General features: G+C 67.1%; 23 protein-coding genes and 2 tRNA genes. 13 read left to right on the top strand and 12 right to left on the bottom strand.

The genetic code is table 11. The annotated features are described in order from the left end of the window. Positions 1–3: 3 nt before the first annotated feature. Positions 4–1107 (bottom strand): molybdopterin-dependent oxidoreductase, encoded by a 1104-nt coding sequence (locus ACZ5TV_RS08675; RefSeq protein WP_379780318.1) that lies wholly within the window; start codon positions 1105–1107, stop codon positions 4–6. A 159-nt stretch (positions 1108–1266) separates the two neighbouring features. Here ACZ5TV_RS08675 and ACZ5TV_RS08670 point away from each other — a divergent pair. Continuing rightward, positions 1267–1337: transfer RNA gene (locus tag ACZ5TV_RS08670), tRNA-Gly, on the top strand. A gap of 630 nt (positions 1338–1967) precedes the next feature. Here ACZ5TV_RS08670 and ACZ5TV_RS08665 read toward each other — a convergent pair. Then, positions 1968–2495 (bottom strand): redoxin domain-containing protein, encoded by a 528-nt coding sequence (locus ACZ5TV_RS08665; RefSeq protein ID WP_379783875.1) that lies wholly within the window; start codon positions 2493–2495, stop codon positions 1968–1970. Positions 2496–2610: 115 nt separating this feature from the next. Between ACZ5TV_RS08665 and ACZ5TV_RS08660 the strand changes: the two genes are divergently transcribed. Together ACZ5TV_RS08660 and ACZ5TV_RS08655 are read left to right on the top strand one after the other, a co-directional pair. Then, entirely contained in the window at positions 2611–3129 is a 519-nt protein-coding gene (locus ACZ5TV_RS08660; protein WP_464383706.1) for a VTT domain-containing protein, read from the top strand. Between the two features lie 105 nt (positions 3130–3234). After that, positions 3235–3402: a hypothetical protein gene (locus ACZ5TV_RS08655; RefSeq protein ID WP_379780516.1), complete on the top strand. Its 168-nt coding sequence runs from the start codon at positions 3235–3237 to the stop codon at positions 3400–3402. 130 nt (positions 3403–3532) lie between these two features. Here ACZ5TV_RS08655 and ACZ5TV_RS08650 read toward each other — a convergent pair whose 3' ends face one another. Continuing rightward, positions 3533–5332: an acyl-CoA carboxylase subunit beta gene (locus ACZ5TV_RS08650; RefSeq protein ID WP_379780518.1), complete on the bottom strand. Its 1800-nt coding sequence runs from the start codon at positions 5330–5332 to the stop codon at positions 3533–3535. 209 nt (positions 5333–5541) lie between these two features. On the opposite strand from ACZ5TV_RS08650, the gene pyrH reads away from it, so the two are divergent. The 4 genes from pyrH (at position 5542) to ACZ5TV_RS08630 (ending at position 9438) form a co-directional block, all read left to right on the top strand. Then, a complete protein-coding gene (gene pyrH, locus ACZ5TV_RS08645) occupies positions 5542–6282 on the top strand; it encodes a UMP kinase (protein ID WP_464383705.1) in 741 nt (246 codons plus the stop codon). After that, positions 6279–8042: a lysine--tRNA ligase gene (lysS, locus tag ACZ5TV_RS08640; protein ID WP_379780522.1), complete on the top strand. Its 1764-nt coding sequence runs from the start codon at positions 6279–6281 to the stop codon at positions 8040–8042. Before pyrH ends, lysS begins: the two co-directional genes overlap by 4 nt. Beyond that, complete coding sequence (locus ACZ5TV_RS08635; protein WP_379780524.1) at positions 8043–8372, top strand: DUF7573 domain-containing protein; 330 nt, start codon at positions 8043–8045, stop codon at positions 8370–8372. A 169-nt stretch (positions 8373–8541) separates the two neighbouring features. Then, positions 8542–9438 (top strand): sensor histidine kinase, encoded by an 897-nt coding sequence (locus ACZ5TV_RS08630; protein ID WP_379780526.1) that lies wholly within the window; start codon positions 8542–8544, stop codon positions 9436–9438. A gap of 39 nt (positions 9439–9477) precedes the next feature. On the opposite strand, the gene ACZ5TV_RS08625 is transcribed toward ACZ5TV_RS08630, so the two are convergent. From ACZ5TV_RS08625 to ACZ5TV_RS08610, 4 genes are all read right to left on the bottom strand, one after another. Further along, on the bottom strand, positions 9478–9612 hold the full coding sequence (locus ACZ5TV_RS08625; protein WP_255417605.1) for a hypothetical protein: 135 nt from the start codon (positions 9610–9612) through the stop codon (positions 9478–9480). A 143-nt stretch (positions 9613–9755) separates the two neighbouring features. After that, a complete protein-coding gene (locus ACZ5TV_RS08620; RefSeq protein ID WP_379780529.1) occupies positions 9756–11036 on the bottom strand; it encodes an RNA-guided endonuclease InsQ/TnpB family protein in 1281 nt (426 codons plus the stop codon). A 236-nt stretch (positions 11037–11272) separates the two neighbouring features. Continuing rightward, a complete protein-coding gene (gene icd / locus ACZ5TV_RS08615) occupies positions 11273–12535 on the bottom strand; it encodes an isocitrate dehydrogenase (NADP(+)) (RefSeq protein ID WP_379780531.1) in 1263 nt (420 codons plus the stop codon). Between the two features lie 80 nt (positions 12536–12615). Next, entirely contained in the window at positions 12616–13545 is a 930-nt protein-coding gene (locus tag ACZ5TV_RS08610) for a glycosyltransferase family 2 protein (protein ID WP_379780533.1), read from the bottom strand. Between the two features lie 107 nt (positions 13546–13652). On the opposite strand from ACZ5TV_RS08610, the gene ACZ5TV_RS08605 reads away from it, so the two are divergent. Beyond that, a complete protein-coding gene (locus tag ACZ5TV_RS08605) occupies positions 13653–14546 on the top strand; it encodes an isoaspartyl peptidase/L-asparaginase (protein ID WP_464383704.1) in 894 nt (297 codons plus the stop codon). A gap of 72 nt (positions 14547–14618) precedes the next feature. Here the strand turns inward: ACZ5TV_RS08605 and ACZ5TV_RS08600 are convergent, their stop codons facing one another. Together ACZ5TV_RS08600 and ACZ5TV_RS08595 are read right to left on the bottom strand one after the other, a co-directional pair. Next, positions 14619–15257, bottom strand: a complete 639-nt coding sequence (locus tag ACZ5TV_RS08600) for a protein sorting system archaetidylserine decarboxylase (protein WP_464383703.1) — start codon at positions 15255–15257, stop codon at positions 14619–14621. A 1-nt stretch (position 15258) separates the two neighbouring features. Beyond that, positions 15259–16308, bottom strand: coding sequence for an AAA family ATPase (locus ACZ5TV_RS08595; RefSeq protein ID WP_464383702.1), 1050 nt, complete (start codon positions 16306–16308; stop codon positions 15259–15261). A gap of 164 nt (positions 16309–16472) precedes the next feature. Here ACZ5TV_RS08595 and ACZ5TV_RS08590 point away from each other — a divergent pair, with 164 nt between their 5' ends. The 4 genes from ACZ5TV_RS08590 to ACZ5TV_RS08575 are packed head-to-tail and all read left to right on the top strand — an operon-like array spanning position 16473 to position 21150. Further along, complete coding sequence (locus ACZ5TV_RS08590) at positions 16473–17825, top strand: ABC transporter substrate-binding protein (protein WP_379781759.1); 1353 nt, start codon at positions 16473–16475, stop codon at positions 17823–17825. Positions 17826–17831: 6 nt separating this feature from the next. Further along, a complete protein-coding gene (locus tag ACZ5TV_RS08585) occupies positions 17832–18938 on the top strand; it encodes a carbohydrate ABC transporter permease (RefSeq protein WP_379781757.1) in 1107 nt (368 codons plus the stop codon). Then, positions 18935–19855: a carbohydrate ABC transporter permease gene (locus tag ACZ5TV_RS08580; protein WP_379781755.1), complete on the top strand. Its 921-nt coding sequence runs from the start codon at positions 18935–18937 to the stop codon at positions 19853–19855. Before ACZ5TV_RS08585 ends, ACZ5TV_RS08580 begins: the two co-directional genes overlap by 4 nt. Beyond that, positions 19855–21150, top strand: a complete 1296-nt coding sequence (locus ACZ5TV_RS08575) for an ABC transporter ATP-binding protein (RefSeq protein WP_379781753.1) — start codon at positions 19855–19857, stop codon at positions 21148–21150. Before ACZ5TV_RS08580 ends, ACZ5TV_RS08575 begins: the two co-directional genes overlap by 1 nt. Positions 21151–21215: 65 nt before the next feature. Here ACZ5TV_RS08575 and ACZ5TV_RS08570 read toward each other — a convergent pair whose 3' ends face one another. The 3 genes from ACZ5TV_RS08570 to ACZ5TV_RS08560 all read right to left on the bottom strand — a co-directional run bounded on the left by ACZ5TV_RS08570 (position 21216) and on the right by ACZ5TV_RS08560 (position 22954). Next, complete coding sequence (locus tag ACZ5TV_RS08570; RefSeq protein WP_464383701.1) at positions 21216–21896, bottom strand: DUF4013 domain-containing protein; 681 nt, start codon at positions 21894–21896, stop codon at positions 21216–21218. A gap of 61 nt (positions 21897–21957) precedes the next feature. Then, positions 21958–22377 (bottom strand): SHOCT domain-containing protein, encoded by a 420-nt coding sequence (locus tag ACZ5TV_RS08565; protein ID WP_379783123.1) that lies wholly within the window; start codon positions 22375–22377, stop codon positions 21958–21960. A gap of 97 nt (positions 22378–22474) precedes the next feature. After that, positions 22475–22954, bottom strand: coding sequence for a DUF192 domain-containing protein (locus ACZ5TV_RS08560; RefSeq protein ID WP_379783122.1), 480 nt, complete (start codon positions 22952–22954; stop codon positions 22475–22477). A gap of 60 nt (positions 22955–23014) precedes the next feature. On the opposite strand from ACZ5TV_RS08560, the gene ACZ5TV_RS08555 reads away from it, so the two are divergent. Beyond that, positions 23015–23088 (top strand) — tRNA-Val (locus ACZ5TV_RS08555). Positions 23089–23543 lie beyond the last annotated feature (455 nt).

Raw genomic sequence — 23543 nt, 5'->3', positions numbered from 1 at the left:
CGGTCAGTCGTCGAAGCCACTTATCAGGGTGACCACCCACTGTGCGGGGTCGCGCTCAGCTCTGACCTCCACCCGAGTCACCCATTTCACCCACTGGAAACCGCGCCGACCGGGCGCGACGAGCCGCACGGGCGCACCGTGGCCGTGTGCCAGTCGCTCCCCGCCGACGTGGGTGGCGAGCAAGGCGTCTTTCGCCTCCGCGAGCGGGAGACTCCAGCGGTAGCCGGTGACGGAGACGAACCGGACGTACGCCGGTTCCGCGTCCCCGTGTCCTTCGACCCCCTCGGCAGCCTCCAGCAGCTCGTCGACCCGGATCCCACGCCACTCCTGGACCGTGTACCAGCCGCTCGTGCAGTCGAGCAGCGCCTCCCGTTCGTCGTCGGCGTCGAGCGCCCCCACGGAGAGCTCCCGTGGCTCCGCGACGAGTCCCGTCACGGTCAGGTGGTAGTCGGTTCGGTCGATCGGGTCGGGGTCGTCGGCGACCCAAGAGGTGACCGGGAACGACCGGTTCCCGTCGCCCTCGCGGGGCTGGGAGCCGGTGAAGCGACGGGCCGCACCCGGCGTCGAGAGCAGTCGGTTGACCCCCTGCTGGAGCCGGTAGGTCACCGCGCCGGCGACGAGGAGGACCGTGTACTGCGCTGCGGTCCGCCGCCCCTCGAAGTCGACCCGGCGTGGGGGCCGGAATCGGGTGGTCGCGTGAAGGGCGACGAGTGGGACGAGTGCGAGCCCGAACCCGACGTGGACCGACAGCAGCGTCCAGTAGGAGATCCGGACATCGAGCCCGAACACCCAGAGGATCCCTGTCGAAAGCGCCCCGAGGGCGGCGACGAGCGTGAGCACCGAGATGGCGGTCGAGCGCTGCCACAGCTCCCGCCGCAACAGCCGGTGTCGCACCCGGAGGAGTTTGAATCCGATCAGGCCGACGATGGCGAGCCCCAGTGCCCGGTGGAGCCAGAACAGCGGCCAGCCGTCGGGAGTTCCGACAGTGAAGGAGACGAGCCCGGTGCCGACCTCCGCGAGGACAGCGACGAGGAGCGACCAGTCGACGAGCCGCGGCGGCGGCTCCAACCGCCGCCACGCGCCGGCGACCGCTTCGCGGAGCCGCATGGCGATCCCTCGAGGGACCGCGATATAAGCCTTGGCCGGCGACTCAGGCGACCGCCGATCCGACCGGCGATCGGCGTCCAGTCACCCGATCCGGTCCCCCGTCAGCGTGGATGTGATAGGTTTAAGTGTCTCACCAACGCATCATCGAATGCAACGCACGCACCGGTAGTGTAGTGGTATCACGCAACCTTGCCATGGTTGCAACCCGAGTTCAAATCTCGGCCGGTGCACTCCTTTCAGTCGTTTCCCGGCCTGTCTCCCGCTCGCTGGACTCGCGGGAGTCTCGGCCGGTGCAGTTCTCGAACGAAGTGAGAGAAATCAGCGCGAGATTTGAACGCTATCAGTCGCGCGCAGTGAGCGGCCACGCCGCGAGCGAGCACGTCTGATTCCGAGTTCAAATCTCGGCCGGTGCACTCCTTTCAGTCGTTTCCCGGCCTGTCTCCCGCTCGCTGGACTCGCGGGAGTCTCGGCCGGTGCAGTTCTCGAACGAAGTGAGAGAAATCAGCGCGAGTTTGAACTCGGAACGACGCAGCGGCGAGCGAAGCGAGCCGACCGTCGTTCCATAGTTCAAATCTCGGCCGGTGCACTCCTTTCAGTCGTTTCCCGGCCTGTCTCCCGCTCGCTGGACTCGCGGGAGTCTCGGCCGGTGCAGTTCTCGAACGAAGTGAGAGAAATCAGCGCGAGTTTGAACTCGGAACGACGCAGCGGCGAGCGAAGCGAGCCGACCGTCGTTCCATAGTTCAAATCTCGGCCGGTGCACTCCTTTCAGTCGTTTCCCGGCCTGTCTCCCGCTCGCTGCGCTCGCGGGAGTCTCGCGGCTCTCGAACCGAGCGGGCCAAACCACTAGCGAGAACCCTGATTTACCACGCGCCGTCGTAGTCGACCTGCGGCCGATCGACGTCGGGGCCGATCGCTCGCAGCGTCGCGGTCGCGTTCTCGACCGGCGCGGGAGCGGGGCGGTCGAGCGCGTCCCCCGTCGCCTCGGCGAACCGGACGGTCCAGTCGTCGTCGACGACGACGGTCGCGCGCCGGGGGATCTCCGAGTGTCCCTCCCACGACTCCGCTAGCAAGTCGTAGGAGTCGGCAACCCCGCCGTGGAAGTCAGAGACGACCGGGAACGGGAGCTCGAACTGGTCGGCGTACGCGAACCCGGAGAACAACGAGTCGCCGGTGAGCGCCACGACGGCCACGTCGGGATGGTCGTGCCAGCCGGCGTCGCGTATCGCCGCGAACTCGGCGGTGCACGTCGGAACGAAGTTCGCAGGCGCGAAACACAACACGACAGCCCGGTGGCTCCCGACCAACCGGTACAGCTCCAGTTCGACGCCCGTCCCGTCCGAGACGGCCGGTGCGATGAAGTCGGGGGCCTTGACGCCGACATCTATCATACGCTCCGTCGGAACGTCCCGAACAAAAACCCCCGCGACATCGCGAGCCGAACGGCCGGAATCAGCGGTCGAGCCGCGATGGAAGACCTATATACGATGCCGACGAACGGTACGTATGATCGCGTCGGCGTTCGAGGTCGTGCTTGCCCTCGTCGCCACCTACGGTGTCGTCGTGCTCCTCTGTGTGTTCGTCCTCGAGGGTGCACTGATCGGGAAGCTGATCCCGACCAGAACCCTGTTCGTCGCGACGGTGCTCGCGGTCGGGACGGACCTGGTCGCGTTCCTCCCGGTCGTGGTCGCCGCCGTGGTCGGCGCGACCCTCGGGCAGGTGTTGCTGTTCGTCTCCGTCCGCCGATTCGGCGTCGATCCGACCGAGTCGCGCGTCGTCCCCGTTACGACGGACCGCGTCGACGATGCCGGCGACTGGCTCGACCGCTGGGGCCTCCCGGCGGTCGCCGTGTCGAACGCGCTCCCCGGCGCTCGCGGCTGGCTCGCGGTCCCGACAGCGGGTTCGTCCGTGCCGGCCTCCCGGTTCGCCGCCGCGTCGCTGGCGGGATCGACCGCGTACGCGGCCGCGCTCGTCGTCGTCGCGTTCGGTCTCGAGGGCGCTGCCGACGTCCTGATCGGGCTCTGAGAGCTCCCATCGATCGGTTCACCGTCGGTTCACCGAGGCTATCGGGGTCGGGAGGGTGCCCCCTGATCGGTTGACGTTTTTGTTGGAGCGCGACGATCGCCGGGTATGGTCCTCGACGTGATACTGGCGCTCGTGGTCACGTTCCTGATCGTCGTCGTGGGGTCGTACGTCGGGACGAAGATGGCGCTCAACACTTTCTTCGGGCGGGAGTTCGACCCGACCGATATCGACCGATCCCCATCCCTGAACAGTGAGTCCGACGACCGGGAATGACGCACAGGACCGGGAAACTCGCACGACCGGGAAACTCGTACGACCGGGAAACTCGTACGACCGGCGGTGAACACCGGACTCACGCACTCGCTCGGCCCCCGCTTCGCCCCTGTCCTGACGCGCGTTCTCGTTACAGGACCGTGCCGTGTTTCTTCTCCGGGAGCTCCTTCGAGACGTCCTCGTAGAACGCGAACCGGGCCGCCAGCTCCGCGCGGAGGTCGGACGGAGGAACGATCTCGTCGATGACGACCTCGCTCGCCATCCGGTGGATGTCGATGTCCTCGCGGTACTCCTCGCGGAGGCGCGCCTCCGTCTCGGCGCGCTCCTCGGGATCGTCTATCTCCGCGAGCTTGCGGGCGTACACCGCGTTGATCGCGGCTTCGGGACCCATGATCGCGATCTCACCGGAGGGGAGCCCGATCACGCTCTCCGGGTCGTACGCGGGGCCGCCCATCGCGTAGATCCCCGCGCCGTACGCCTTCCGGACGACGACCGTCTGTTTGGGGACGGTGGCCGAGGAGGTGGCGTAGATCATCTTCTTGCCTTTCTCTAGGATCGCGTCCTTCTCGACCTGTGAACCGGCCATGAATCCCGGCGTGTCACAGAGGTAGAGGAGGGGGATCTCGTAAGCGTCACACGTCCAGATGAACTCGGCCGCCTTCTCGGCGGCGTCGGGGAAGATCGCGCCCGACCGCTCGGTCGGCTGGTTGGCGACGACGCCGACGGGACGACCGTCGATCCGACAGAACGCGGTGACGATCTCCGTGCCGTAGCCATCCTTGACCTCGAAGACGCTCTCGGCGTCCGCGATCCGGTCGAGGAGGTCGTGGACGTCGTACGGCCGGTTCGGCGACTCGGGGATCAGCTCGTCGATGCCCTCGGGGGAGAACGTCGGCGGTTTCGGCTCCGACCGAGGGGGTTTCTCCCCGGCTTGATCCGGCAGATAGCCGATGAGGTCGGCGACGAGCTCGCGGGCGTGCTCCTCGTCGCGCGCAACGAGATCGGCGGAGCCGGAGTGTTCGGCGTGGACCGCCGGGCCGCCGAGCTCGTCGAGGTCGATCTCCTCGCCGGTGACCATCTTCACCATCCGCGGGGAGGCGATCGCCATCGACGACATCCCCTCGACCATCACGGTGAAGTCGGCGAACACCGGGGTGTACGCCGCGCCGGCGATACAGGGCCCGTACAACACACAGATCTGCGGGACGGCGCCCGACAGCATCGAGTGGTTGTAGTAGTACTTCCCGATCCCCTCGCGGTTGGCGAAGAACCCGGTCTGCTGGTCGATCCGGCCGCCCGAGGAGTCCATCAGGTAGAGCACGGGCTTGCCGGTTTTCAGCGCCCGTTCCTGCATTCGGAGGAACTTCTCGACGCCCTTCGCCGCCATTGACCCCGCCTTCACCGTGAAGTCGTTCGCCATGAAGTGGACGTCACGCCCCTCGAAGGCGGCAGCTCCCGTCAATAGGCCGTCACCGGGGACGCGGTCCCCTTCGTCGTACGCCTCGCCGTCGGGCGCGGTCGGGTGCCAGTCGTCGAACGCCGCGAACTTCCCGTCCTCGAAGTGGAGGCCGACCGGGCCGCCGTCGGAAGCGCTCGCGTCACCCGCACCCCGCGTCCCGTCCTCGCCGCCGAACCAGAGGTCGAGCCGGTCACGGACGAACAGCTTCCCCTGTTCGGGCAGCCGGTCCCTGTACTTCTCGGGGCCGCCGTCGAGGATGTCGTCGATCTCCGCCCGGAGGTCGCGCTCGCGGTCCGTCGGCCCGAGATCGTCGTCGAGTGGGTAGTCGATCTCCGGGGGGTCGGCGCTGGCGGCCGGCTCGTCCGCGTCGCCGACGTGCACCTCGACGCCGACGCCGAGGTGTTCCGCCAGCGATCGCGCGATCGCCTCCGCCTCCTCGGCGGTCGCCGCCGTCCCGACGTGTACCTTCATACTGGCAACACTTGCGGAGGGTCCTAAACCGTTTTCCATGTGGGTTCGTGGCGGGTCGATCGGGTCGATGTCGACGAGCGGTCCGAGGGTGGGTCCCGGAGAACGGGGGATGAGTATGAGTCGACACCCCCACCTGATCCGCTCGGAGGCGCGGAGCGGTCGTCGACGCTTAATAATCCTTAAGCCGGGGAGACGGCTATCCGAACCCAATGAGAGTCGTCGTTTCCATCGGCGGGAGCGTGCTCGCGCCGGAGCTCGATCCCGACCGCGTCGCCGCCTACGCCGACGCGCTCGAACGGTTGGCGGACGGGGAGTACGAGGTCGGGGTCGTCGTCGGCGGGGGTGGCGTCGCCCGCGAGTACATCACGACGGCCCGCGAGCTGGGCGCGAACGAGGTCGACCTCGACGAGCTCGGGATCGGAACGACCCGGCTCAACGCCCGTCTCCTGATAGCCGCGCTGGGCGACACGGCCGCCCCGTCGCCGACGACGGAGTACGACGAAGCGATCACCGCGCTCCGACGCGGCGAAACCCCGGTGATGGGCGGGATGACACCCGGACAGACCACGGACGCGGTCGCCGCCGTCCTCGCGGAGGTCGTCGACGCCGACCTGCTCGTGTTCGCCACCAGCGCGGACGGCGTGTACGACGTCGATCCGAACCGCTACGACGACGCGACCCGGTTCGAGACGCTGACCCCGGCCGAGCTCGTCGATGTGGTGGTGCCGATGAGCCGCGACGCGGGGTCGTCCGCGCCCGTCGACCTCCTCGCGGCGAAGCTGATCGGTCGGGGCGGTGTCCGATCGATCGTCCTCGACGGTACCGATCCCGACGCCGTCGTCGACGCGATCCGCGACGGGGAGCACACGGGGACGGAGGTCGTTCCGGAGGGCGTCGACGCGCCACCCCAGTGGGAGCGAGCGGGGACACGGGAGGGAACGCCGGAATGACGCACGACGCCGACTCCCCACACATCCTCTCGGAACAGGCGTCAGATCGGGGCGACACCGGGGATGGTTCGGATACGGGAGAAACCGAAGGAACGGCGGGGGCGGCGGACGCCGACGGCTTCCGCGCGTTCTGGGCCGATGTCGTCGCCGACGAGGTCGAGGCGCGCGACCCGGACGAGCCGATCGTGATCAAGGGCGGCGTCTCCCCGTCGGGAGTCGCCCACCTCGGCAACTTCAACGAGATCATTCGCGGCTACTTCGTCGCGGAGGTGCTCCGCGAGCGCGGCTACGAGGTCCGACAGGTGTTCACCTCCGACGACAAGGACCCGCTCCGGAAGATCCCCCGCAAGCTGGCGAACGCCGACGGCGAGATCGTCGGCCTGGGCGAGGTCGACGCGGGCGCGCTCGGGCGTAACCTCGGGAAGCCGTACACGGCGATCCCGGACCCGTTCGGGGAGCGGGAGTCGTACGCCGCCCACTTCGCGGCGCTGTTACAGGCGGACGCGGACCGGCTCGACGTCCCGATCGAGATGGTCTCCAACACGGAGCTGTACGCGACCGGGGCGTTCGACGACGCGGTTCGGACGGTCCTCTCCGACCTGGAAGGCGTCCGCGACGTGCTCTCGACGTATCAGGACAAGGTAGACGACGAGTACGTCCCGTTCAACCCTGTCTGTGCGGAGTGCGGGAAGATCACGGAGACGGTGACGGGGATCGACCTCGACGCCGAGACGGTCGAGTACCGCTGTACCGATATGGACGTCGGCGACAACACGATCGAGGGGTGCGGCCACGAGGGGACGGCCACGTTCCGGGAGGGGAAGCTCCCGTGGCGGTTGGAGTGGCCCGCCCAGTGGGACGTACTCGACGTCGACTTCGAGCCGTTCGGCAAGGACCACGCGGAGGGGTCGTGGCCCTCCGGCGTCGACCTCGCGCGGAACGTGTTCGGCATCGAGCCGCCGGTACCGATGGTGTACGAGTGGTTCACGCTCGGTGGGGAGGCGCTCTCCTCGTCGGCCGGGAACGTCGTCACCGTCCCGGAGCTTCTGGAAGTGCTCGAACCGGAGGTCGTCCGCTACTTCTTCGCGCTCCACCCGAAGAAGGCGCGTGACCTCGATATCGAACGGATCGACCAGCTCGTCGACCGGTTCGACCGCTTCGAGCGGGCGTACTTCGGCGAGGTCGACGACCCGGAGCTGACCCGGTTCGCCGAGCGAGCGTACCCGTTCGTCGTCGCCGGACACCGGTCGGATGCAAGCGGGACGGCGTCCCGCCCGGTCGACGAGGTGCGAGAGGGGATCGTCCGGCTCCCGTACACGTTCGCCGCCGTGCTCGGCATGGTCGATGACCCGGCGTTCCGGGAGCAGCTCGCCCGCGACGAGGGACACATCACCGACGACACCCCCGAGTGGGCGGTCGAGGCGGCGCTCAAGCGGGTCGAGAAGGCCCGGGCGTGGGCGGAGCGGACCGACAACGAGTACAATTACCGGGTCCAGACCGACCTGCCGGACGTCGCGTTCGACGACGACATGACGGCGGCGCTCGACGACCTCGCGGAGTTCGTCGCCGAGGGCCACGACGGGGAGGCGATCCAGGGCGAGATGTACGAGACGGCCCGCGAGCACGGGATCGAGGTCGCCGACTTCTTCGCTGCGGGCTACCGGCTGTTCTTCGACGAGACGCAGGGGCCACGGCTCGGCGAGTTCCTCGGCGAACTCGAACGGGAGTACGTCGTTGCGAGGCTCCGACGGGAGGCGTAGATGGCGGAGGACCGATCGCTCGACGAGTTCGCCGACGACGCGGCGGAGGACGCCGAGTCGAACGACCGGCCGGCGAACGACGGGACGCAGGCGGCCGATGGTGAAGGGGTCGACGACGGGGAGCAGGGTGAGGCCAGTGAGGGGGTAAATAACGGGAAGCCGGTCGACGAGGGGTCGGAGCCGCCGCTCGATCCGGGTGAGACCGATCCGGCCACATCGACGAGCGCGTGGACGACTGGCGGAGCGGCGTGTGACCGATGCGGGGAGCGGGTTACGCGTCGCTGGGCGGACGACGACGATCTCGTCTGTCCGGACTGCAAGACGTGGTGACGCCCGACTCGACCGCCGCCCTTCCGTCACGAACGACGCCGGCAGCCGGCGCTCGACACCTTACTGCATCCGGTTTCCCCACCCTTATTGCCTGGCAGTGAAGACTTAATACACATCACTGAACCATGTTAGTTGTACTACTCAGTCACTGGGGATAAGTATAATAACTATGAAATCAGTTTCGGGACGTCCGTCCGACCGATCGCCGCTGCGCCTCACCGCCCTGTATCTCGCTCTCGGTGTCGTGGCCGTCCCGGTAATGGACCGCGGTTTCGGTGCAGTCGGGTGGACGGACGGCGTCTGGACCCCGCCGCTGCTCGCGGGTGGATGGCTGCTCGTCGGGCTCTCGTCCGCCTTCCTCTACGGTGCGACCGTTCATCACGCGCGGCAGACGGCCGCCGTCCGCGACGAGCTGGAAACGTCGAACCAACAGCTGCAGGTGTTGAGTCGCGTGTTCCGTCACAACGTCCGGAACGATCTCAACATCGTCCAAGGGTACGCGGACCTCCTCGAACGTCGGCTCGATGACGAGCGGAGCCGGGAGTGTATCGAGACCATTCGGAAGACGACGGAAAACATCGTGGAGATAAGCGAGAAGCTCCGCGTCATCGAGGACGCGTCGAACGACCTGACCGAGGAGCGCGTGGACCTCGCCGCGGTCGTCACCGAGGCGATCGAGACACTCGACACCGAGGGTGTCGAAGTCGCGCTCGAGACGCCCGACTCGGCGTGGATCCGTGCCGACGAGTCGGTGAGCTATCCGGTGCGTGAAGTGTTCGAAAACGCGGTCGCGCACAACGACGACCCGAGTCGACGGATCGTCGCGCGGATCGAAGTGAACGGGTCGACGACCAGCCTCTCCGTCCGCGACAACGGCCCGGGGATCCCCGAGGACGAGCGATCGGTGCTCCGCGCCGAAGAGGAGACGCCCCTCTCACACGCCAGCAGCATCGGGCTGTGGCTCGTCAAGTGGATGTGTGAGCTTCAAGGCGGAACCGTTCGGTTCGACGCCACAGACGCCGGGACGACGGTCCAACTCCGATTCAACTCGGCAGAGGGGTCCTGATCGGAGGACTGAAACACGCTGCGGACTGCCGGTCGAGGATCACTCGAGCTCGGTGATCGTGACCGCGTACACCGCGCCGCAGTTCCCGCACTCGACGTGAACGCCGCGGCTCGTCTGTCCACGAGTGAACTCGGAGATCTCCTCCGAACACGAGCACTCGAACTGGACTTTCATTATCGGAAGTACGGCAGTATCGTATTTAAATCAATGGGTGTCGTTATCGGCCGTGATACGTGTAGGACCGAGCTTGACATCCTCCCCGCGCTGAAGCGCGAGGATTCCCACGGCACCGCACCGCTGGGTTGGGATATTGTGGTTTACGACGTTACCTGTTCTTGAGGCGCGAGTGCACCAGTTTCCTTGTCAAACAGGAACGTCGATGGCTGTGCCAACCAGCCGTTACTCCTATTCACCGACAAACTCGGTGAACTCGGAGATACTTTTTGTCGAATGTTTTCGGCACCGTTCACGTCCGCGTTCGCCGTCGTCCCGCACTCGTCGCACACGTACAACCCACGCTCGACGCGGTTTGCATCACGCGTCCGATCACAGCACGAACACGACTTCGACGTATCGCGTTCGGACACCTCCTCAACGGCGATCCCTTCCATCTCGGCCTTGTAGGTGAGCAACTCCGTGAAGCGGTCGAACGCCCACGAGTGCAAGTCAAGATTGCCGTGTGAGCCCCAGTTTTTCGACTCACCCTTCTCGTCGTCCTCACGGATACCGGAGAGATCACCCACAACAATCGTTCCAACGTCTTCCTCAACACACCGCTGGACAATGTGCTTCGAGAGCGTGTGGAAGTAGTGCGTGCGCCGCCTCGATTTCTTCTGGTTCAGCCGCGTGGCCCGTTCAGAGTTCGAGTCGTCACACCGCGCGAGCCGCTTGCTGAAGTAGTAGTCATCCTGCTTCAGACAGTTCAACGGGTACAACTCGCTGTGACCGTCCTCGTAGGCAAGCGCGGCGAAGTTGTTGATACCGAGATCGATGCCGACGGTCTGCTCACCGGGTGACTCAGAGACCTCAATCTCCACCTTACAGACAAAGTGGAGTTCCCACTCATCGCCTGACCAAACCGCCTTCACTTGTTGGACGTTCTCCACGGCAGAGAGGTCAACGTCGGGCCGAGTTTGGAATTTGCAGAGAATGAAGTCCGACCAATACTCTTTGAGGTTTGAGCCTTGAGAGAGTCGGACGCGGTTGTACTGTGTGTCGAGTTTGAAGCCTTTTTGCTTGAATGTGACTGTCGAACGCGGGTGTTCGTCGCCGTGTTTGCGGTAGCCGGGCGGGTTCGCTCTCGCATCTCCGTTGCGTCGTTTGCCGTACCAGCCGTTGAACGCCTCAGCGAGTTCTTGAAGGACTCGCTGACTTGACTGAGAATGCAGGTCATCGTAGCGTTCGTGGGTTTTGAGGTAGGCGGTGAGTTCGTTGTGGTTGGGGATGTGATCGATTTTATCCCAAATCCGGCTGCATGTCCACCGTCCGACGTTCCAGAGCTTACTGGCTGCGAACCCGAGGGCGTCAAGATCGTCGGACACCCGTGGCTGATTCCGAATGGAAGCAGTATAGGTGCGCGTGACGACCTGTTTTGCCATACGTAAACTATGTAGACAAACTTACTTGAAGGCGTGGATTACGCAGCGTGGAATATCCTGCCGTGCCATCGAACGGTGGATTAGAGAAGAGTTGTCGGATTCATCCCCGCGCTGAAGCGCGAGGCTTTCTCCTTGATTCTCCGTAAGCCGGAAGTGTCGCGTCCGGTTTTCACGATCGAAAACGGGAGTCGTCTCGGTCTGAGAGGGGTCGTCTCGGACCGCGTTTCGACGACTGGTTAGGACAGCCGTTCGATGTTCTCGACGACGGCGTCCGCGAACTCGCTGGTCGCCAGCTTCTCGCCGCCCTCGATCTGTCGGTGGAGGTCGTAGGTGACTTTTCCGGACGAGATGGTCTCTTCGACGGCGTCACGCACCAGGTCGGCGGCGTCGTTCCACCCGAGGTAATCGAGCATCTCGCGGCCCGAGAGGATCATCGCGGTGGGGTTCACCTTGTCCTCGCCGGCGTACTTGGGCGCGGAGCCGTGAACGGGTTCGGCGAGGCAGCGACCGTGGCCGAAGTTCGCGCCCGGCGCGATCCCCAGGCCGCCGATCTGCGCGCCGGCGGCGTCGGACATGTAGTCGCCGTTGAGGTTCATCGTCGCGATGACGGAGTACTCGTCCGTCCGCGTGAGCAGCTGCTGGAGCATGTTGTCGGCGATACGATCGTTGACGACGACCGTGCCGTCGGGCTGTTCGCCGTCGTGCTCGTCCCACAGCTCGTCTTCGGTGATCACGTCGTCGCCGTACTCCTCCTCCGTGACCTCGTACCCCCAGTCGCGGAACGCGCCCTCGGTGAACTTCATGATGTTCCCCTTGTGCACGAGCGTGACCGTGTCGCGGTCGTTGGCGATCGCGTAGTCGATCGCCTCGCGGATCAGCCGCTTGGAACCGAACTCCGAGATGGGTTTGACGCCGATGCCGACGGGGCCGTCGTGGATCACGTCGGCGATCTCCATGTCGTCCTCGAGGAAGTCGCGTACCTGCTCGACCTCGTCGGTGCCGGCTTCCCACTCGACGCCGGCGTACACGTCCTCCGTGTTCTCCCGGAAGGTGATCATGTCCATCGCCTCGGGGTTCTTGACTGGCGACGGGACGCCGGTGAGGTGATACGTCGGCCGGACGTTGGCGTACATGTCGAGCGTCTGGCGGAGCGCGACGTTGAGCGACCGGAAACCCGCACCGACGGGCGTCGTCAGCGGTCCCTTGATCGCAACGCGGTGGTCGCGGATAGCCGAGACGGTGTCCTCGGGCAGGTTCTCGTCGTACTTCTCTCGGGCGCTTCCGCCGGCGTAGACGCGCATCCAAGCGATGGAGCGACCGGTAGCTTCGGCGGCCGCATCGAGCACCTGCTGCGCGGCCGGACCGACGTCAGTGCCGATCCCGTCGCCGTGGATGATCGGGATGATCGGGTTCCCAGGGACGTTCAACTCGCCGGTCTCCTCGTCGGCGAGCGTGATCTGTTCCCCGTCGTCGGGGACCTCGACCTTGTCGTAGCTCATAACGGGCGTGGATTCTCGTACCGCCGTAAAGTGCCTGCCGTTTTCCGGCTACCGGGGCGCGGTTAGGGTTCACGCCCGAGCTACCCGTCGACCACGTCCACGTCGTACTTGCCGTTCCACCGGTATCGGCGACCGGCCCAGACGAACGTCCGCCGACCGAGCGCGTACGCCAAAAGCGGCGGCGAGGCGAGGACCGCGGGCCCGGCGAGCAGGAAGGTCGAACGGCGGACGCCGACCCACCGGTACGTCGCCGCGGAGACGAGTGTGAGGCCGACGAGCGTCGGAAGCGGTGCGACGAGACACGCGGCCGCTAGGGCGACCGCGAGGAGGAGGTTGATCCCGGTCGCCACCGGCGCGTAGTACCGGGTGATCCAGAGGAACCGGACGAACCGCTCCAGCGACTCGCGAACGGATCCGCCGGCCGGAACGACCCGTGTGCGGTCGGCCGCCGTCACCTCGAGATGCTCGCTCAACGTCCCGTCGTCGCTGAGCGAACGGCGGATCTCCGCGAGGAACGCCGCCTCGTCGATGTCGCCCCGCTCGAAGATCACGGCACCGCCCCAGACGATCCCGCCGGCCGCGACCGGCAGGGTCCCGCCGATCAGGTAGGCCGGTTCGAGGAGGACGCCGAGCGGGTCGCGACCGACGAACGCCGGTCGCTCCGTCGTCGGCCCCTGCCGCTCGTAGTCGGCGTGGAGTCGATCGAGCCAGTCGGGCGGGTGATGGAAGTCGTCGTCGGTCCAGACGATTCGTTCGTGGGCGGCCGCGTCCATGCCCGCGGCGATGGCGTTCGCCTTGCCGGAGCACCCAGTCGGCTCGCCCGCGAGGACGATCCGGACGCCGTCGGGAAGACCCCCGCCGCGTTGAGCGCGCTCGGCGACCGGGTCCGTCTCCGTGTCGGCGATCACGAGGAGCTCGTCGTCCGGCCCGAGGAGCTCGGCGACCTCCTCACAGGCGTCGGTCCAGCGGACCGTCGGGAGGAGCACGGAGGTCGGCGGCGGATCCGTCATACCGACCGGTTCGACCGAGCCGGAATTAAACCCGGCGACAGTGACGGCGACGGTCGCCGCCCGCCGCTTTCCCGAGGCTTATGGCCTCGCCGTCGGGAGGAGTTCGCATGCGCGTGATAGTTCACGGCGGCGCGGGCGGCGTTCCGGACGAGCCCGAACCCCGACAGGCGGTACTCGACGAGGCCGCGGCGGCGGGCGCGGCGACGACGGACCCGCTCGACGCGGTCGAGTCAGCGGTGGGAGTGCTCGAAGCGAGCCCTCGGTTCAACGCCGGCGTCGGCGGCGCGGTCCAGTCGGACGGCGTCGTCCGCACCGACGCCGGCGTCATGACTTCCGATCGGGAGATCGGCGCGGCCTGCTCGATGCCGGGCGTCGAGTCCGCGGTGTCGGTCGCCCGCGTCGTGCTCGCGGAGACCCCGCATATCTTCGTCTCCGGCGGCCACGCGGTCGAATTGGCGGCGGAGTTCGGGATCGAGACGGGCGTCGACCTGCTGACGGACGAGAAACGCGAGCGGTACGAGGCGGAGGACCCGCCGGGGGGTGGTCCGCGCGAGCACCTCGACTGGCTCGCGTCCCGCTTCGGCTCCGGCGACGACCGGGCGGGCGGCCGGGAAAAGGACGCCGCCCCCGACCACGACACGGTCGGCGCGGTGGCGAGCGACGGCGAGTCGTTCGCGGCGGCGACATCGACGGGCGGCCGGTCGTTCGCGCTCGCGGGCCGCGTCGGCGACGTCCCGCAGGTCGGCTCGGGGTTCTTCTGCACCGAGGCGGGCGGCGCGAGCGCGACCGGAGCCGGCGAGGATATCGCTCGGGTCACCCTCTCGCGCCGTGCGGTCGACCTCCTCGCGGACGGATACGACGCCGACACCGCGGCCGACCGTGCCATCCGAGAGTTCGACGACCTGACCGGTTCGGGCGCGGGCGTGATCGTCTGTGGCGACGACACGGTCGGCAGCGCGTTCAACACGGACGGGATGCAGACGAGCGCACGGGTGGAGTGAGGGTCGCTGTCGGTCAGTGTCGGGCGGAGTGGTCGGATCCGGATAGGATCCACTCGAACGCGGCGAGGAGCGTCACTCCAGCTCGGCGATGATCGTCTCACCGGCCCGAACGGCGTCCCCCTCGGCGACCAAGAGGTCTTCGCGATCGACCCCGGCGGGCAACACCACGTCGGCGCGCGAGCCGAACGAGACGTGTCCGACCCGCTCGCCACGCTCAACGCGGTCGCCGGCCGCGACCGCGGGGTGGATCCGGCGGGCGAACCAACCGGCGATGACGAGCAGCTCGTACTCGCCGAAGTCGATCGCGACCTGCTCGTTTCGGTCCGACTCCTTGTCGAACGCCGGGCGGTTCGCGCCGGGACGGTGGCGCACCTCGCGGACCTCGCCGGCGATCGGCGCGCGGTTGACGTGGACGTCCGTCGCGCTCATGTACACCCCGACCCGCAGGCGCGTCCCCTCCTCGCGGACGACACTCACCGTCCCGTCGGCGGGCGAGACGACCGCTGAGTCTGGCTCCGGTGGGGTCCGGTCCGGGTCGCGATGGAACCAGAGGACGCCGAGCGACGCCGCGAGCGCGACGACACCAACCGGCGGGACGAACGGGAGCGTGACGGCCGCGACGAGCGCCGGCACGAGCGCCAGCCGCCACGCCTCGTCGACGACGGGAAACGGCAACAGCCGGGCCAGCGGCGGGGCTCGGTCCCGGCTCATCTCAGGCCTCCACCGGCTCGTGGAAGCCGGCGCGGAGCTCGGTTCGACCGGCGGCCCACGCGGCGAGGAGGTGTGTGAGGTGGATCCGGTCGTCGGAGCCGTCGACCAGGTCGAGGTCGGCCTCGCCGGCGAGCTTGTGGAGCCGTGCGAGCTCGTCACCACCGTACGCCGAGCCCGACCGGGCGACGCGGAGCGTCTCGCGGAGCAGGTCGGGGCCGTCGTACCCGCCCTCGTCGAGCAGGTCGTCGAGGGTCTTTCGGGCGTCCTTCAGGTCACCGTCCCGGGCGGCGGCGAGCGCCTCGCGGATCGTGTCGTCGTCGCCGACGTCGCCGAGGGTCTCGTAAGCGGTCGTCATCGTTATCTCTCCGCCCTCCACCGCGGTCGCCTGCGCGGAGAGGATCGCCTCCCGGAGGTCGCCGCCGGCCGCGCTGGCAACGAACTCCAGCCCGTCCGCGTCGTACTCGACGTCCTCGCGGTCGCAGATCGTCTCCAACACGTCCATCGTCTCGTCGGTCGTCGGGGCGCGCAGCCGGATCGGGAAACACCGCGACTGGATGGGCGCGATCAGTTTGGAGGGCTGACGGGTGGCGATCACGAACTGGGTCGTTCGGTGGTGCTTCTCCATCACGCGCCGAAGCGCCTGTTGGAAGTCCTCGCGGATCGCCTCGGCGTTGTCCAGAAGCACCGTCTTGTACTCGCCGGACATCGGCGCGTAGGCGGCCGACTCCGTGAGCACGTGATTTATCATGTCGCGTTTGGCCATCCGGCTCTTCCCCGCGAGGAACCCCTCGAACCGGGGGTCCGTCCGGATCTCCTTTTTCGTTCGGCCGAAGAAGTCCGCGACGTTGATCTCGATCAGGTCGCTCTCGGGCGCGGCGTGAGACTCTCGCGCTAACGCCCGGGTCGCCGCCGTCTTGCCGACGCCCGGCGGTCCCTGTACGACGAGGTTCATCGGCTCGTCGATCGCCCGAAAGAGCCGCTCGCGAGCGTCGTCCTGGCGGATCTCCTCCAGGTCAGGTGCGTGTCTGTCGATCCACAGCGGTCCGTCCATTATCCCCAGTTCGGGGCCGCGCGCTCAAGAATCGGTCGGTCGATAGAACTGCGCCTCACCGAACGTCGTTTCAACTGCATCAAATTAATTTACTATCATTATACTAAATACGCAGGTATATCATCAACGATTAAGTACGCTCAGGATCGATCATACTGTGTACAATGTCTGATACGCCACGTGAAACCCCTGAGAGTCGTGTAACTCGCCGGCGCTACATTGCCGGTGCCGGAGCTGTCGCCACCGTCGCGGTCGCGGGCTGCTCCGACGATCCGGAAGTCGGGGACGACGACGGGACCGGTGACGGTACCGGTGACGGCACCGGCGATGGCGGCGAAGCCGATGAAGGCGACCTGGAGATCGTCCACTGGTGGACTGCCGGCGGCGAGGAGGACGCGTACAACGCGCTCCTCGACGGCTTCCGCGAGCAACACCCCGACGTCGAGATCGTCGATAACCCCGCCCCAGGCGGCGCTGGATCCGCGATCGACACCGTGATCCAGAACCGCGTGCTCGACGGCAACCCGCCGAGCACGTTCCAGATCTGGCCGGGACAGGCGCTGACGCCGTACACGGACGCCGACCTGCTGGAAGATATCGGCGAGTCGGTGTGGGACGACGAGATGCGCGAGGCGTACCTCGACGACATCGTCGACCTGTCGCGGCCCGACGGCGACCTCGTCGCGGTCCCGATCAACATCCACCGGCTGAACAACCTCTTTTACAACGTCGAGGTCCTCGACTCCGCCGATGTCGACGCGACAGACATCGACGACCCGCAGGGGCTCGTCGACGCGTTGGAAGCGGTCGCCGAGAACACGGACGCGGTACCGATGGCCCATCAGACGCAGTCGCCGTGGTCGACACTCCAGTTGTTCGAGGCCGTCTTCCTCGGCCAGCAGGGAACTGACGACTACCTCTCCTTCGTCGACGGGAACGTCGAATCACTCGAAGACGAGGTCCGTGAGGCGCTGGGGCTGCTCGCGGAGTACGCGGACCACTATCCCGAGGACGCCGGCTCTATCTCGTGGGACCAGGGCAACGACGAGCTGATCGAGGGGAACGCGGCGTTCCTCCACCAGGGCGACTGGGCCGCGGGCCAGTACGAGGCCGCCGGCGACTTCGAGTTCGGCGAGGATTGGGATATGGTGCCGTTCCCCGGGACCGACGGCGTCTACCACTCCGTCATCGACTCGTTCGTCTTCCCGACCAACAACCCGTCTCCGGAGGCCACGGAGCAGTTCCTGAACTACGCGGGTACTGTCGACGCCCAGGAGCGGTTCAACCCGACCAAAGGATCGATCCCGCCGCGCACGGACGTCCCGGACGACGCGTTCGGTCCGTTCCTCAGCCGACAGATCGACGACTTCGATAACTCGAACACCCAGCCGCCGACCATCGCCCACGGAACGGCGGTCGCGCCGGCGGTGCAGTCCGAGATGGAGGAGGCGTTCGCCAACTTCAACGACAACCTCGACGTCGACACCGCGTACGCGGCGCTCCGAGACGCGTTCTAACGCGTGATGCTCGATCGGCTACGCGTGCTGTTCGACCGAGTACTCCGGTCGCGTTCACGGGGACGGGACGGGGGTGAAACCGCCGGGGGCGACTCGACCGGGCCCGACGAATCCGAAGGGACCGGCGACGCACCCGCGGTTCGGACCGACGGCGGGACGGCCGCCGAGACCGACAGCGTCCCGCTCGCGACGCGGCTACGGCGCAGCCAGTTCCTCGAGTCGATCCCGTTCTGGGGACCGCCCGGGTTCCTCGTGTTGTTGTTCGTGTACGGCGCGATCGGCTGGAACTTCGTTATCTCGTTGACGGGCTGGGAGGGACTCAGACAGCCCGACTACTCCTCGTTGACGACGGAGGCGTACACGACACTGTTGACTGACGCGTCCTTCATCGCGGCGTTCCGGAACACGATCGTGTTGCTCGTCGTGTTCACCGTCCTCTCGCTCGTGCTCGGGCTCGTGCTCGCGATCCTCGTGGATCGAGAGATCCGCTTCGAGAACACGTTCCGGACGATCTACCTGCTACCGATGAGCCTCTCGTTCGTCGTTACGGCGATCTTCTGGTCGTGGATGTACAATCCACGTGTCGGGCTCATCAACGAGAGCATTCGGGGAGTCGTCGGCGTGATCGACACCGTCGTCTTCTGGACGACGGTCGAACTCGGCTTCCTCACACAGGCATGGCTGGCCGACCCACGGTTCAAACTCGCCGCGATAATCTTCGCGTTGATGTGGCAGTTCTCCGGCTACTGCATGGTCGTCTACCTCGCGGGGTTGCGCGCGATCCCGACCGCCCAGTACGAGGCGGCGCGGATCGACGGAGCCTCGGCGGTGCGGCTCTACCGGCGCGTCATCATCCCGCAGCTCCGTGCGTCGACGATGTCGGCGGCGGTGGTGTTGATGGTGTTCGCGCTCAAGGCGTTCGACTTCCTGTTCGTGCTGTTCGGCGTCAACCCGGGCAGCTCGGCGGACATCCTCGCGGTGATGATGTATCGAGTCGCCTTCGACCGACTCCAGTGGGCGTACGGCTCCGCGGTCGCGATGGTGCTGTTCGTGATGGCGCTGTCGGTGATCGGACCGTACCTCTACCTGCAGTACCGGCGGGGTGAGCTATGAGCGGCGACACCGGGGTCAAGGAGACGCCCGACCGCGACGCGGAGGTATCGCTCTTCGACCGGGTCGACCGGATCGACCGCTCCCGGGTCGCGCTGTACGCCGTGCTGCTCGGCATGGTCGCGTTCTACCTCGCGCCGCTCGAATCCGGGCTAATGACGGCGTTCAAAACCACGGACGGGTTCCGGGCGACGACGCCGTTTGCGCCGCCGCCGGCCGGAGAGTTCACGCTCGACGCGTGGCAAGTCGCGTTCCAGCGGCTCTCCACCGGACTCACCAACAGCGCCATGATGGCGATCCCGGCGACGGTGCTCTCGGCGTTCTTCGGATCGATCGCCGCCTACGGGCTGACGAACCTGAACTGGCGCGGCCAGATCGGCGTGCTGACACTGTTCGTCGCTGGCGTGTTCATTCCGTATCAGGCCGTGCTGGTGCCGCTCACGCAGTTCTGGTCGTTCGTCGATCTCGGCGCGCGGATCCCGCTCGCGTTCGTCGACGACTACCAGGGACTGATCAACCTGAGCATCACCCACACCGCCTACGGGATCCCGATCTGTACCGTACTGTTCCGGGCGTACTACGCGACGCTGGACGACGAGATGCTGGAGGCCGCACGGCTGGACGGCGCGTCCGCGATGACGATCTATCGCCGGATCGTGTTGCCGCTCTCGGTGCCGATCTTCGCCGTGACGCTCATCTACCAGTTCACGCAGGTGTGGAACGACCTCCTGTTCGCGATCGTCCTCGTGAGCGATCCGTCGAACCAGGTGGTGACCGTGGCGTTGAACCAGCTACAGGGGTCGTTCGTTCAGGAGTACAACCTCCAGATGGCGGGGGCGTTCATCGCGGCGCTGCCGACGCTCATCGTCTACGTCCTCTTCGGAGAACAGTTCGCGAAAGGCGTCGCAGGTGACACATAATGGCACGACTTGAACTCGACTCGGTGACGAAGCGGTTCGGCGAGGGGGACGGTTCCGTCCTCGCCGTGGACGACGTGAACGTCGACATCGCTGACGGGGAGTTCCTCGTCCTCGTCGGCCCCTCCGGCTGTGGGAAGTCGACGACCCTCCGAATGATCGCGGGGCTCGAATCGATCACGAGCGGCGAGATCAGACTCGACGGCCAGCGGATCAACGAGCAAGCGCCCGCGGAGCGGGACATCGCGATGGTGTTCCAGTCGTACGCGCTCTACCCGCACATGACCGTCCGGGAGAACATGCGGTTCGGCTTAGAGGAGTCGACCGACATGCCCGCAGACGAGCGGAACGCTCGCGTCGAGGAGACCGCGGCGATGCTCGACATCACGGAGCTGCTCGACCGGAAGCCCGGCGCGCTGTCGGGCGGGCAACAGCAGCGCGTCGCGCTCGGCCGCGCCATCGTCCGCGAACCGAAGGCGTTCCTGATGGACGAACCCCTCAGTAACCTCGACGCGAAACTCCGGTCACAGATGCGGACGGAGCTCCAACAGCTGCAGGCGGATCTGGACACCACTACCGTCTACGTCACCCACGACCAGACGGAGGCGATGACGATGGGCGACCGGATCGCGATCCTCGACGCCGGCGAGCTCCAGCAGGTTGCGACGCCGCTCGAGGCGTATCACCGCCCAGCGAACCGTTTCGTGGCGAGCTTCGTCGGTGAGCCGTCGATGAACTTCGTCGACTGCGGCGTCGACGACGGTACGCTCGTCGCCGAGTTCGACGTGCCGGTCGACGGGACGCGGACCGCTGACCTCGGGCTCGGAACCGAGGGGAACGTGGCGGACGATCGGGAAGTGGAGACGGTGCAGTTCCGCTACCCGCTCGGCGCGGACGTCGCCGGGGCGGTCGCCGGGAGCGCGGAGGCGACGCTCGGGGTCCGCCCCGAGGACCTCGTCGTCCGACCGACCGATGACGGCAGCAGCGAACACGGAGGGACTGCCGTCGGGGACGGGACGGGTACGACCGGTCCCCTCGGTGACACCGCAGTCGATCACGTGTTCGACGCGACCGTCAGCGTCGTGGAGCCGATGGGCGACGAGAACGTCGTCCACGTCGCGCTCGACGACGGACCGGAGCTGATCGCGACCGTCGACGGCCTCCGCCGGATCGAGTCGGGAACACGCGTCCGGGTCGGCCTGCCCGAGAACGCGATCCACGTCTTCGATGGCGACTCGGGCGAGGCGGTCCACAACCGCTCGCTCGACGACGCGGAACTGGACGAGCGCCGCGTGTAGCCGCCGGCACGTTCGGCGCGTTTTTCGGGCGGTTCGTCTCTGTCAGTGACGTTCGTCGATACCGACTAGCCGTATCGCTCGCCGTCGACGAGTCCGCGCCGTCGCCACGCCCGGCCGGTCGCGTTGCCGAGGGTCGCGGCGACGACGACCTCGACGTAGAACGCGACGAAGAAGCCGAGGGCGACGGCGTTGAGCGTCCCGTACGCGCCGACGGCGAGCGCGAACGCGGGCGCGGTGAGCAGGACGGCCACGAGGTAGCCGGCGTCGCGCGTGGCCGGCCCGACGAGCGACGGGTCGACCGCGGCGCGGAGCGACCGTTCGCGGGCGACCGCGACGAGCGCGGCGGGCAGCGGATAGGCGATAGCGAAGGCGAACAGCGTCGTCAGCGTCGTGCCGAGGAGGAAGATCGTCCCGTCGGTCGTCCCCGTTGGGTCGACCCGCTCGAGCGGGCCGCCGAACGTCACGACCAGTAGGACCGTCGGCACCGCGAGGTACCCGACCGTCGTCGCGACCAGACGCAGCCCGTCGCGGAGGAGCGGACCGACCGGCTGCCAGCCCGGTCGGTCGGCATCGCCGATGCGGTCGACGGCCGCGGTCGCGGCGAGCACTCGGGAGAGATAGCCCGCGACGGCGATGAACGGAAGCAGCGGGAGCCACACCGCGAGGAGGTGGCAGCCGCCGCCGACGAGGACGGCGTCGACCCGCGGGGAGCCGGTGAACGGGTACCGGAGCAGCGCCCGTATCACGGGCGGATCACCGTTCGAACACCGCAGAACGGGTATCGGTGGAGGTTCGGCTCACCCACGGTCACTCCCGGATCCGCTCGATCTCGCGTTCGAGGTTCTCGCGGACGCGAGCGGCGACGTCGCCGTTCCGATCAGGGATCTCCGCGTCCTCGGTCTCCAGCAGGCGGTCGAGCCGGCGTTCGAACTCCGCCTCGTCGATGTCGCCGCGGGCGTAGCGCTCGCGGAGGGCGTCGAGGGCGGGGTCACCGGAGCGTTCGCGTCCCGACCGTCCGCCGTCGTCGTCGCCGTCGGGGAGGGGTTTCGCGAGCGTGTGGAGGACGGGGAGGAGGACGAACAGCCCGAGGAACCAGACGAGCGGGAGCGTCCACCAGAGGCCGGTGAGGAACGGGGCGAGCACGCCCGCGCCGACGACGAGCAGCGCGAACACCCGCCGCCAGCGGTGTCGCAGGTTCCAGGCGATACGCCGGAGGAGGCCGGTCATGCCCGACCCGACGCGAGCGAGGCGTGAAAGGGTTTCGTCGTCCCTCCCGGGGAACGAAGGCGGTTTCGGCGGATCGTGGCCTCCCGAACGCGACCCGTCAGGACGGATCGAACCGGAGCTCGTCGCCCGGTTCGACGCCGTGACGATCGCTCCACCCTCGCGGCACTTCGAGGACGTACTGGCCGGTCCCCTCGTAGGTGGTCAGCGGGCGCGACTCGGGCTCGGCCTCGTAGATCCGAGTCACCTCGCCGTCGGGCGCGACGAACAGGATGTCGATCGCGAACGCCATGTTCCGCATCACGTAGGGGTACTCGCCGGGCTCGTCGTGGACGAACAGCATTCCCTCGTCGGCGTCGAGCTCGTCGGTCGCCGAGAGGCCGACGTAGCGTTTGAGCCCGTCGTCGGCGATCCGGGCCTCCACGGTCGCGAGCGACTCCCCCGTGTCGCCGTCGACCGCCGTTACGGTCGTCGTCTCGTAACCGGTGATCAACAGCGCGGGGGCGGTCGTGAAGGTGACGAGCGCGACGCCGCCGACGAGGAGGGCCACGACGGCGAGGGTGAGGAGACGACGGTTCACGGGGGGAGTCGGCGACGCAGAAAGAAATCGTTTTCCGCTCTCGGAGGTAGTTCCGGGTGAGGGCTCGTGGTCTAGCTGGTTATGACGCGGCCTTTACAAGGCTGAGGTCGGCGGTTCGAACCCGCCCGAGCCCATTTCCTGCGGCGAACCGAACGGTGAGCCGCGGGTATGGAGCGGGTTCGAATCAGGGAGCGGGAGCGGGATGAACGTCGCGGGATGGTTATAAGTGAGTGAACGGTGTTTCGTCGGCTATTTATAAACTCTCGCCTGCGGAACGTCGGGGAGAACCGCCGAAGTCCCCAGCCGCCGGCTGCCAGAGGCGTGTAGCGTCCCGGGGCTCACGAGCCGACGGCCCGCTCGCGGTCCGCTCGTACCTTTATAAAGGCACGAGCGGGCGCGCCATCGTCTCACTTATAAGTACACCTCGTCATCGTCGACGCCGATGTAGCTACCGTGTCGTCGTTGACACTCGGAGATCCTCGTGCCGTCACCGATCGAGTGGCGCGCTTCCGCGACCACTGCTTCGGATGGGACCGGATCGACGCGACCGATCGACCGCGGAGTCCCCTTATAAGACGACAGCTGGTCG

Source organism: Halorubrum tibetense (assembly GCF_055396225.1).
This window is presented reverse-complemented; position numbering and strand designations above follow the sequence as displayed.